The organism is Desulfotruncus alcoholivorax DSM 16058, from assembly GCF_000430885.1.
Taxonomy (GTDB): domain Bacteria; phylum Bacillota; class Desulfotomaculia; order Desulfotomaculales; family Desulfallaceae; genus Desulfotruncus; species Desulfotruncus alcoholivorax.
The window spans coordinates 157,375-168,724 of sequence record NZ_AUMW01000002.1; the positions used below are offsets into that span (position 1 = coordinate 157,375).

At 51.3% G+C, this 11,350-nt stretch carries 11 protein-coding genes; all 11 read right to left on the minus strand.

The annotated features are described in order from the left end of the window. Positions 1–161: 161 nt before the first annotated feature. Positions 162–803, minus strand: coding sequence for a TrkA C-terminal domain-containing protein (locus H569_RS18945; RefSeq protein ID WP_051273134.1), 642 nt, complete (start codon positions 801–803; stop codon positions 162–164). Positions 804–1,114: 311 nt separating this feature from the next. After that, positions 1,115–1,750, minus strand: coding sequence for a CBS and ACT domain-containing protein (locus tag H569_RS0102115; protein ID WP_027363616.1), 636 nt, complete (start codon positions 1,748–1,750; stop codon positions 1,115–1,117). Positions 1,751–1,783: 33 nt separating this feature from the next. Beyond that, on the minus strand, positions 1,784–3,496 hold the full coding sequence (locus H569_RS0102120; RefSeq protein ID WP_027363617.1) for an ABC-ATPase domain-containing protein: 1,713 nt from the start codon (positions 3,494–3,496) through the stop codon (positions 1,784–1,786). A gap of 78 nt (positions 3,497–3,574) precedes the next feature. Then, positions 3,575–3,988 (minus strand): chemotaxis protein CheW, encoded by a 414-nt coding sequence (locus tag H569_RS0102125; RefSeq protein ID WP_034629192.1) that lies wholly within the window; start codon positions 3,986–3,988, stop codon positions 3,575–3,577. 97 nt (positions 3,989–4,085) lie between these two features. Further along, positions 4,086–4,739 (minus strand): ribulose-phosphate 3-epimerase, encoded by a 654-nt coding sequence (gene rpe, locus H569_RS0102130; RefSeq protein ID WP_027363619.1) that lies wholly within the window; start codon positions 4,737–4,739, stop codon positions 4,086–4,088. A 2-nt stretch (positions 4,740–4,741) separates the two neighbouring features. Then, positions 4,742–5,626: a ribosome small subunit-dependent GTPase A gene (gene rsgA, locus H569_RS0102135; RefSeq protein WP_027363620.1), complete on the minus strand. Its 885-nt coding sequence runs from the start codon at positions 5,624–5,626 to the stop codon at positions 4,742–4,744. Between the two features lie 9 nt (positions 5,627–5,635). Continuing rightward, positions 5,636–7,501 carry a Stk1 family PASTA domain-containing Ser/Thr kinase gene (gene pknB, locus H569_RS0102140; protein ID WP_027363621.1) on the minus strand — a complete coding sequence of 622 codons (1,866 nt, stop codon included), beginning with the start codon at positions 7,499–7,501 and terminating at the stop codon, positions 5,636–5,638. 48 nt (positions 7,502–7,549) lie between these two features. Next, positions 7,550–8,926 carry a peptidoglycan D,D-transpeptidase FtsI family protein gene (locus H569_RS0102145; RefSeq protein ID WP_027363622.1) on the minus strand — a complete coding sequence of 459 codons (1,377 nt, stop codon included), beginning with the start codon at positions 8,924–8,926 and terminating at the stop codon, positions 7,550–7,552. Next, positions 8,916–10,175: an FtsW/RodA/SpoVE family cell cycle protein gene (locus H569_RS0102150; RefSeq protein ID WP_027363623.1), complete on the minus strand. Its 1,260-nt coding sequence runs from the start codon at positions 10,173–10,175 to the stop codon at positions 8,916–8,918. Before H569_RS0102150 ends, H569_RS0102145 begins: the two co-directional genes overlap by 11 nt. 2 nt (positions 10,176–10,177) lie before the next feature. Further along, on the minus strand, positions 10,178–10,900 hold the full coding sequence (locus H569_RS0102155; RefSeq protein WP_027363624.1) for a Stp1/IreP family PP2C-type Ser/Thr phosphatase: 723 nt from the start codon (positions 10,898–10,900) through the stop codon (positions 10,178–10,180). Beyond that, positions 10,857–11,348 carry an FHA domain-containing protein gene (locus H569_RS0102160; protein WP_051273138.1) on the minus strand — a complete coding sequence of 164 codons (492 nt, stop codon included), beginning with the start codon at positions 11,346–11,348 and terminating at the stop codon, positions 10,857–10,859. The genes H569_RS0102155 and H569_RS0102160 overlap by 44 nt, the downstream gene beginning before the upstream one ends. Positions 11,349–11,350 lie beyond the last annotated feature (2 nt).

Genomic DNA, 11,350 nt, shown 5'->3' on the forward strand with positions numbered 1-11,350 from the left:
TCCGATTCCACTTCCCTGTTTTTGTCTTCTGCGGATTTCCGGTAGTCCCTTGCTTTTTTTTCCAGGTCCTTAAAACCCATTTTTATACCCCCCAAGGTTGTTTGGGGTTATTATTGACCATTCATACCTAAAATATACATTTATTTCTTATTTCTTGGCTGCTACCCGTCAATTTCGTTACCGTTAACCATTTGGTCCACCATTCTGGCAGATTCCGGAGTTCCAACAACAATCAGCACATCACCGGCATGCAAGGTTGTTTTGGCTTCCGGGGACAGGATCTCATGGCCGTTGCGGTATATTGAAAGCACCGTAGCGCCGGTTCTGGCCCTGAAATCTGTTTCGGCCAGGGACCTGCCCAGCAGGGGTGAGTTGTCCGGAACGGTTATTTCATCCAGTTTTTGAAGGCGTCCGGCCATTTTAAAGGTGTAATCCAGCAGCTGGTTGGTGAGTTTATCTATTTCGTAGTTTAATTTTTCCCTTTCTTTTAATAGCTCACTCAACCTTTCCTGTATGTCCAGCAATACCTTTTTTTGATTGTAGTCAGCAAGATATTCACGAGCAGCCCGGTCCGATTTCACCACCACGCCCACTCCGGGCATCACATCAACAATGCCTCTCTCTTGAAGCAACGTGAGCGCCCTTCTGATCGTCTCCGGCGAAACATTATATTTCCCCGCCAGGGTAGACCTGCCGAAAATTTTTTGCCCGATCCGGTATTCACCGCGAACAATTCTGGTTGCAATATCCACAGCTATGGTGATATACCTGGCCAGGTGGACCTGTGGTTGTTCTTCATGCATCAGTTTTTCCCTACCCTTTTTGATTTATCTTCGCACAGCCTGTAAAACCCCGCCCCGCATAAAGAAAGGGGACACACCTGCTGAAGCTTGGGTATTTCTCTGGGGACAGGAATGTCCCCAACTAATGGGGATTAACAGGCTGTAAGCTCGAAATAAGTGCGACTAAGGTTCAGCGGTCAGGGGACACACCTCTGCTTATGGGTCAAACTTTTGGGTCGAGGTATGTCCCCAACAGATGGGGTCAAAACCCCACCTGAACCAAGTCTTCTTTATAATGTTGTGTTCGGCAGCAATTAATTCATTTCAATTGCTCAACTTACATATACAACGCGAAAACCGTTTTGGTTCAGACTTTTTTCCAATTCATCCACCTTTGCCGCCCTTAGCCTGAGCATAACCTGAACGGTGCTGTCATCCTTATCCCTGCAGGCTACCCCCAATACATTTATGCCATGTTCCTTAACAATATTTAATACATCGGCCAGTGCTCCTACCTTGTCATCCATTTCCAGTACCATCCGGACACCTGCCTTGTGGAGGCCGAAGGTCCTGATCAGCGCGTTAAATACGTCAGTCTGAGTTATGATTCCCTTAAGCTCATCGTTCTCCACCACCAGAAGACACCTGATGCTGTGTTCACGCATTTTTAGCGCGGCCTCTTCAATGGTGCAGGATGGCTCAACTATTACCGGCTCTTTGGCCAGTACATCTTTAACGGTCATTTTGGAAAGCAGGTAATTCATCTCATAAATGCTAAGAGTTGAGGCCGGTGAAGGAGAAACCGTAAGCAACTCAAGTTCGGTAATAAGACCGGCCAACTTGCCGCGGCTGTTTAGCACGGGAAGTTGATGGATTTTTCTTTTGCGCATTATATTCAGCGCCTCAAATACCGGGGTTTGGGTTGTTATGGTAATTGGTGAAGGGCTCATATAATCCTTGACAAACACGAGCAACTCCTCCTTGATATTATTATTTCGATATCAAGCTTGCTGAACTTTCAGGCCGCGCAGCCTGTTTATGGCTGCAGCAATTTCATATTTCCTGGGTAACGCGTAATCACCGGGGTGCCGGCCCTTATAGGCCGAAATAATGTCCAGTCCCTCCTTTTCCAAGTCTTGCAGCACCGCTTGCACCACCTGGTTTAATGTTGCCTTGCCATTTATGTACTTTTGTGCCGCATACTTAATAATAAGAGCCAGGGCTGCTGTCTGGCCGGGGTCGACCAACTGCTCGACGAACTGCAGCTCGATATTCCGGCGGCCCAACTGAATATCATCCATTCCCCGGGCCTTTACTTTATCCCTGCTTTCAAGTCTGAAAGATTCCGGTAAAGGTATCCGCTCCCGAATACCGCCGAGCCGTCCCGGGACTTCCTTCACCCTTCCGGATGGATTGGATGCGGATATTTGTTTGGCCCGGGCGGTTACATCCCGGGGACTGTAATTTTCCATGAGTATAACCTGATCGGCCACTTCGAAATAATCCCCCGAACCGCCGACAACAAGAATAGTGGAAGTATTAAAATTATCCAGTAAATCTCTGGCCCTGTCAATAAACGGTGTAATCGGTTCCTTCTCCTTAGCCACTAAACGCTGCATTCTCGCGTCCCTGATCATAAAATTGGTTGCACTGGTATCTTCATCCAATAGCAGCAAAGGGGCCCCTATTTCTAAGGCTTCAATAATGTTGGCGGCCTGCGACGTGCTGCCGCTGGCGTTGGAAGTCGAAAAATTAACGGTATCCCGGCCAAAGGGAAGGTTATTGATAAAACCGCTGATATCCACCCCGGCAACGCTGCGCCCGTCTTCAGCCCGGATTTTCACCGCATCGGGCAGGGTAATGACAAATTCCCTGCCGTCACCCGGCACATGATTATATACTCCCCGCTCGATGGCCCGTAACAGGGTCGACTTCCCGTGGTAGCCGCCACCGACGATCAACGTAATCCCTCTGGGGATGCCCATGCCGGTAATTTCACCCCGGTGGGGAAGATTCACCTTCACCCTATATTCCGGCGGGGATTTAAACCCGACCACCCCGGGTCCCTGCAGCGGCAGCTCGCTGCCCCCGCTCTCACGGGGCAGTACCGAGCCGTCCGCTACAAAAGCAACCAGGCCCATGGTATGTAACATATTTCTCAATGCCGTCTGGTCTTCGGCCAGTTCAACCCGGGTTTTCAGCTTATTCGGGTCAACACTTTTATAAAATAAGGCCTGCCTAACAATACCGGGGATATATTCAAGCAGGATGTCCCCGGCTGCCCCGGCTGTAATCGTTCTGCCCCGGGCAGGCAGTCCCACTGAGAACCTTGCCTCGACGAATTCATCGTTGACAACCATCGCCGTCCGCTCCAGGATCTCCTGCCCGCAGCGGTCTATTGTGATCAAACCGCTTTTGCCCGTGCCTTTTTTACCACAGTAGCCACAGGCCACGGCACCAAAACACCTGGTTAAAAAATCTTCAACCGCCACCCTGGCCGGTCTTGTTTGGTAAAGCCGGCCGGGAAAACCCGCCAGTTGCTGGGGCACCCTTACCCGCATCCGGCTGGGGGGAGCAAAAGGATCGCTTTGCACATGATCAATAAACAAGGTGAAATTATTAAACTGATAGTCACCCATTAGTATTTTATAGGCCCCGTAGGTCTTCCGGTCGATGCCCGCTATTTTTTTTTGCAGTTCAATGGCGCTTTGCATGTTTTTATCACCCAGTTGGACTTGCATGTAAATAATAAACAGGCCGGTTACCGTAAAACCGGACGCCGGCCGACATTGTTAAATAACTTTGCCCAGGTTGAGAAGAAGCCAAAGCTCTTCTCCTTTTTTTACCACACCTTTAAGGTAGTCAACGTTATCCCCGGCCACTGCCGGAGGTTCAACCTCATCACCGGTGTACCTGCCCACTTCCTGTACGTTGTCCACGATCATGCCAACTTTTTGCCCGTTGAATTCGGTTACAATTATCCTGGTGGATTCATCGTATTCCTTTTCCGGCAAACCCAACCTCCGGTTAAGGTTAATAACCGGGACAATGCTGCCCCTAAGGTTAATGATTCCCTCCACAAAGTGTTTAGTATTCGGAACTTTAGTTATATCCGTCATCCTAATGATTTCCTGCGTTTCCTGGATAGGAAGGGCGTACAGTTGATCAGCCAGTTCAAAAATGACCAGTTGGCCCTCGTTTTGCACGTAATCACCCACTTTCGGTTTTAACTAAAGTATATTATATGTATTGCCTCTTTTTCCTCTAAAAAGTCTATATTTTGACACTTTTTTAGAGATTTTTTCAACAGGCCGCTTCCTTGATTTTTTGAACCGCCCGGGCCGGGTCTGCAGCTCCAAAAATAGCCGAACCGGCAACCAGCGTGTCAGCTCCGGCCGCTGCCACATCCCTGGCGGTATGCACATTAACCCCGCCGTCAACCTGCAATAGCGCATTTGATTGGATTTGTTCCAGCATTGCTTTGATCTTACTTATTTTAGGCAGCATCTCCCGGATAAATTTCTGGCCGCCAAAACCAGGGTTTACCGTCATTACCAGTACCAGGTCCAGCTGTCCCAGGACATACTCCAAAACATCCGGAGGCGTTGAAGGGTTAAGGGCAACTCCAGCCTTCACCCCTGTTTCCTTGATTAATTGTACGGTCCTGTGCAGGTGGGGGCACGCTTCGGCATGCACAGTGATAATGCCGGCACCGGCACGGGCAAATTGTATGATATAAAGGTCCGGGTTTTCAATCATCAGGTGCACGTCAAAAATCAGGTTGGACACCGGGCGCAGTGCTTCCACCACCAGGGGTCCGATGGTTATATTGGGAACGAAATGGCCGTCCATCACGTCGATGTGCAGTAATTCCGCCCCGGCAGTCTCCACCTTGCGCACCTGTTCGCCAAGGGTTGCGAAATCAGCCGAAAGTATGGATGGTGCTATTTTTACCAAGGCTAGTATCTCCTTTCCGCTTCCGTCACTTCTTGCAGCAGCATAGTATATTGTTGGTAGCGCAACAGCGAAATAAGCCCTCCGGTTACGGCTTCCTTGACAGCACAATCCGGCTCCCGGTAATGCAGGCAGCCGGAAAACCTGCAGCCTGCCGAGTAAACATTAAATTCCGGGTAACAGGCGGCCAACTCCTCCTTGCGCATGGCAGGCAAGTAGATACTGGAAAAGCCGGGCGTATCGGCAACCATGCCAACACCGGCCAGCGGTATTAATTCAACGTGTCTGGTCGTATGCCTGCCCCGTTTAAGCTTATGACTGATATCACCCGTTTTTAATTGTATTCCCGGTTGCAGGGCGTTGAGCAGGCTGGATTTTCCCACCCCGGAGGGTCCCGCCAGAACTGATATTTTTCCCTTTAAAACTTGACCAAGTAATTCTATATTCCGGCCGCTTTTAGCGCTTACTTTAACCATGGGATAGCCGGCAGGCTCGTAATCCTTAAAAAAACCGAGGTCGCCAAAGTCAATTAAGTCCATTTTATTAAAGCACAGTACCGGGTCGATCCCCGCCTTGTGTGCCTGTAAAAGGAAGCGGTCCAGCAGTACCGTGTTTGGTTTGGGATGATCAACGGAAAAGATGATTACCGCCTGGTTAACATTGGCCACGGGCGGCCTGGCCAGTTCCGAGTTCCTTGGGTAAACTTCTGTAATAACCCCTTCGCCCGCTGAGCCGGCAGAACCCGCGGCAAGTTCGAGGCCGACCTCATCACCTACCAGGACCTGCCCGTAATGTTGACGAATTCTGCCCCTAATTTTGCACCTCAGCACCCGGTCCGCCACCAGGACGAAAAAGAACCCGCCATACGACTTGATGATGGTACCCTTCATAAATCCACCTTACTTAAGTTGACCTTCCATAATCTTTTTACCGTCAATAAATACTTCAACAATACCCTGGCCAACGTAGGTTATCTTTTTGTTGATTTTATCGCCCCAAACGTGGGTATTGGCGTACTGGACCTTTCTTCCCTCGGCGTCCGTAACCACTATCTCCACATTGTGGGCAAGGCCGTCATTGGGTATTTCATCCTCTATCTTAACCGTCGCCTGCCTCTCCACCGGTCCCGGGCCGTTGTTTAAGACCACGTTGACCGTGCTGCCTTCCTCGACTTCAGTGCCGGGTGCCGGTTCCTGGCCGATGATTTGCCCGTGCAGGTAACCCGCTTTATAATCCCAAGCAGGATTTGCTTCGTTTAACGACAGGTTAAGGTCGCCAAGAATCTGCCTGGCCTCATCAAGGGTTTTACCGGTCAAGTCCGGTACTTTAACGGTTTTATGTTCAGGGCCCAGGCTTAGTGTGATGTCCACCTTGGAATCCTTGGTTACTTTGGCCTCCGGCGCCGGGTTTTGTGCGAAAACTTTACCCTCGTCCATTTCCGTGCTGTAATCCTCTGTAACCTGCCCCAGCAACAGCCCTGCTTCTATTAATTTCTGTTCCGCCTCAGCCCTGGTTAAACCATACAGAGCCGGCACAACGATAGATTCCGGTCCTTTGCTAACGGTAAGGGTTATGGTACGGGGTGGCTTTACCGCCGGGTCACCCGGCCCGATGTCCTGTGCGATTACCATACCCTCGGCTTCTTTACTGAATTGTTCCTTTTTGTCCACCTGCAGGCCCAGTGCTTCCAGCTGGTCCCTGGCTTCCTCGAAACTTTTGCCCACAACGCTGGGCACTTTAATTTCAGGCACGTTCATGTATAAGTTATAAAAACCATACAGTCCTCCGGACAGCAGTCCCGCCAGCAAAACGACAACAGCAACCCAGGTCCAGGTTTTAGCCGGGCTTTTTACCTTAGGCGGCCCGGATTTGCCTGTAATTTTTCCGCCCGGTTCGGGTTTTATCCTTTGGGCCAGCTCACCGGCCGGTAAAACGACGGTAGCCTGGCCGTCATCCAGGGCCATTTCCAGGTGGCGGGCCAATTCACCGGCGCTTTGATACCTGTTTTCCGGGTTCTTTTCAATGGCCCGCATTACCACGGCAGCCAATTCACGGGGCACTTCCGGGTTAACTTCCCGGATTGGCCTGGGGGTTTCTTGAATATGCTTTAGTGCCACGGCAATAGGGGTATCACCGCTATAAGGTTTGGAGCCGGTCAGCATTTCATATAGCAGTATTCCCACGGCGTAAATATCCGATCTCGGGGTGGCTATTTCACCCCGGGCCTGTTCCGGGCTTAAATAATGTACCGACCCCATAATGGTATCGGTCCTGGTAATCGTTGCAGCCGAAGCTTCCATGGCGATGCCGAAGTCGGTTAATTTCGCCCGGCCCTCTTCGGTAACCAGAATATTGTGCGGCTTGACATCCCTGTGCACGATATTGTGCTGGTGGGCATGTTCCAGGGCGTCGCAGACCTGAACGGCAAACCGGATGGCCTCGTCAGGGGACAGGCGGCCATTTTTATTGATAATTTCCTTTAAATTATCACCGCGGACATATTCCATAACCAGGTAATGGATGCCGTCCTCCTGCCCCACATCATGGATATTCACAATATTGGGGTGGGACAGGCTGGCAACCGCCTGGGCCTCGCGGCGAAAGCGCCTGATAAAATCCTCGTCCGAGGTGAATTCGGGACGCAGTATTTTGATGGTGACAATACGGTTAAGGTAAGTGTCTTTGCCCTTGTATACTATGGCCATGCCGCCGCCGCCGATTTTTTCAATTATCTCGTACCTGTTTCCCAGTAGCTTACCAATCATTTTTTATACACCTCGAGATAAACCAAAATACCGTTAATATCCAACCTGTCATTCCAACGCCCGGCGCAAAATTTCCCTGGCCAGCGGCGCAGCCTTGGCCCCGCCGGATCCCTGGTTTTCCAGGACAACGGCCACCGCAACCCGCGGCTGCTCAGCCGGTGCAAACCCCACGAACCAGGCATGACTTTTGCCGTGAGGATTCTCAGCCGACCCGGTTTTGCCGGCCACGGTAATTCCGGGCAACGCTGCCGCCCTGCCGGTGCCGCTTTTTACCACGGCAATCATCTCATCTTTTAATACGCCGGCAACTGCCGGTGTCATAGGCATCAGCCATTTTTCCGGCCTGAAAGTTTTTGCAAAGCCACCGGGACCGCTATACCTGGAAATAAGGTAAGGTTTCATGATCTCGCCGCCGTTGGCCACCGCACAGGCAACCAGCGCGGCCTGCAGCGGGGAAACCAGCACCTTGCCCTGGCCGATAGCGCTGGAAGCCAGCGCAGGTCCGCTTAATTCATCCACCCGCGGTATATAGCCCGGATATAGCGGGAGGGGAAAACCGGGCCTGACACTTATCCCGAAAGTACCGGCCAGATTGATAAAATTTTTGGCCCCCAAAGCCAGCCCGTAACGACCAAAGGCCACGTTGCAGGACCTGGCGAATGCCTCTTGAAAATCCACATTTCCATGCACCGCATTATCTTTTAAGATAAAGCCGTTCACTTCAAGCTCGCCGCTGCAGTGAATCGTTTCCCCGGCCATGCCGGGTAAATCTTTTAAAATCCCCGCAGCGGTTACTATTTTAAATATTGAACCCGGCGGGTAGGCACCCTGCAGCGCCCGGTCCAATAGAGGTGAATCCGGTTTGTTCATATAATCCAAAACCCGGGTGGGATCAAAACTTGGATAGCTGGCCGAGGCCAGGATTGCACCGGTGGCAGGGTCGATCACCACCACCGCGCCTTTTTGTCCATTGAGCAATCCGGCCACGTATTGCTGGAGACCGGCATCAATGGTCAATATTATATCGTTACCCACCCCGGGTTTGCCGGTGATCCTGTTTAACAGGCTGTAAAGCGGGTTGCCTTCATCCAATCCCAGTAAAACTGATGCCCTGGTTCTTTCCAGCCCCGCAGAGCCGGCTTTTATGGAGTAATAGCCGATTAAATGCGCCGCGGAGCTGCCCAGGGGGTATTCCCTGACAAACCCGCCGCCTTTTTGCGGCACACTCCGGGCCAGCACCCGGCCCGCACGGTCATAAATACTACCGCGCTTGATCATGCTTTCGCGGGCGGTAATCCGGGGGTCGGCCAAAGCTCCCCCACCCGGAACGTGCTTCAGATAATAAGGAATCAGTGACAGGTAAACGCAAATGGCCACAAGGCCGGTGAAGATGACGTAAGCCAGCCTGCGAACATTATTTTTCATGCTGTAGCGTCTCTCCCGAGATATTGAGCAGCATTCCAGCCAGAATAAAGTTTGCCACCAGAGAACTCCCCCCGTAACTGATAAACGGCAGTGTGATACCTGTCATAGGTAAAAGCTTGGTTACCCCGGCGACAATAATGAAAACCTGCAGGCCCAGCAGTGCTGTGAACCCTGCCGCCAGAATTTCGGAATAATCGTCACGTGAAGCCAGGGCAATTTTAAAGCCTCTGTACACCAGCAAAATAAAAACCAATAAAATACCCACACCACCAAACAAACCTGTTTCCTCGCAAATAGCTGAAAAGATAAAGTCTGTATGCACTGCAGGTATAAAGCGGGGAAAACCGGCATCCAACCCTGCGCCGACAATGCCGCCGGCATTAATGGCATACAGCGACTGAATCAACTGGTACCCGGCGCCCTGCGCCGAAAGCCAGGGGTTCAGCCAGATGGCCACCCTGGTATGCACATGGCCAACCGCCATGTAGGCAGCAACGCCGCCAATGGAAAACATCACTATGCCGGCCAGGATATAAAGCAACCTGGAAGTGGCCACATAGAGCATGGCTAAAAAGGTTGCGAAATAAATCAGGGCAGTGCCCAGGTCCCGCTGGAAGACCAGCACCAGCAGGGATACCAGCCACATTCCCAGCAACGGCCCCCACTGCCGGAGACCGGGCAGAAAATATTTTTTATCCCCGCCTGAGTGCAGCAAAACCCTGTTTTCCACCAGATAGCCGCCCAGGAAAAGTACCAATAACAGCTTGACAAATTCGGAAGGCTGCAGGTTAAAAACGCCCAGGTCCAGCCAGCTCTTGGCCCCCCCTAATTCTATCCCAAAAAATATGGGTAACAATAGTGCAAGAATTCCTGTTAACGCTATAACATACTTATAATCTGCAAGCAGGCGGTAATTATAAACCAGCACGGTCGTTAAATAAAAAGCCGCTATCCCGACAACCAGCCAGGCCAGCTGCCGGTAACCGTAAGCCGGTTTCAATCTAATCAGGAACACCATCCCGGTCCCGGTAAGAAAACTGACAATTGGGGTAATGTATTGATCATAGCCGACGCCTTTTATTTGCCAGGTGATACTTAGCAGCATAAAGGCGGCAAACATGACCACCGCTGCAGCAATAGCCAGCATCCTGGACTCCCCCGGCTCACGCAGGTATAATACGACGCCTCCGGTAAGCGTATAGATAAACGCGATAAAAAGCAGCGTTCTTTCCCTGCCTCGTCCTTGCAATATTAATCCACCACCAGAAAAATCATGGTTATATTATCGTTGCTGCCGGAAGCAATAGCCTCTTGTAAAAGACGGTGCACCACCGTGTCGGGGTCGTTTGCAGAACTCATCAACTCACCGAGCCTTTGCTCGGGTACAAAGCCGCAAAGCCCGTCCGTACACAGCAACAATCTGTCGCCTTTGACAATATTATACTCGAATAAGTCCACTTCAACCCGCGGCCCAATCCCCAGGGCCCTGGTCAGCACGTTACGTCTGGGGTGATTAAACGCTTCTTCCTCGGTGATTCCGCCGCCATCCACCAACTCCTGCACCAGCGAATGATCGCTGGTCAACTTGCTGATTTTATTGTTGCGCAGCAACAATGCCCTGCTATCTCCCACGTTGGCCACAGTAAGGGTGTTTTCCAGCAGCAGGCAGGCATTCAGGGTGGAACCCATCCCCTGCAATTCTTCACTCTCCGATGCTGCGCGGTAAACCGCCTCATTAGCCCGCAGTATCCCTTCCGACAAAAGCGTCCTTGCTTGAATCAACTGCCCGGCACCGGCGGAGTTTCTAATATATTCCTCCAGCACATCCAAGGCCAGTTTGCTGGCGACATTGCCCGCACGGTGCCCGCCCATACCATCGGCAACGGCGAAGAGCCCCAGATCCGGACAAGCACACACCCAATCTTCATTTCTACGTCGCACCGGGCCGCACTCGGTGATCTGACTCCACCTCATTTTTCCACCTCACCAGCCTAAATATATAATCTCCAATTTTAATCCGATCACCATTTGCCAAAACCGCCGGTTCGCTCAACGGCAATCCGTTAAGAAAAGTGCCGTTGGTGCTGCCCAGATCTTCCAGCCAGTACTGTCCTTGGTCAAAATAAATTCTTGCGTGGTTGTTGGAAATTACTTTTTCAGACAGGACAATCTCGCTTTTGGGGTTCCTGCCCATTCTTGTTTCCGCGCCCAGCGGAAGGACCGACCCTGCAAGCCCGCTATCTCCAGGAGCATGTTCCACTTTTAAATAACACTGCCCCTGGTAAATTTTTTGCCCCCGGCGCACCTCAACCACCTGCCCCGTCCCGCGCAGGTCCTTCACCACATAAATTATGACCACAAAAATAAAAGCGTAAATCAATACCTGAAAGGCCGTCCGCAGCACAAAAATTAAGATTTCCAACA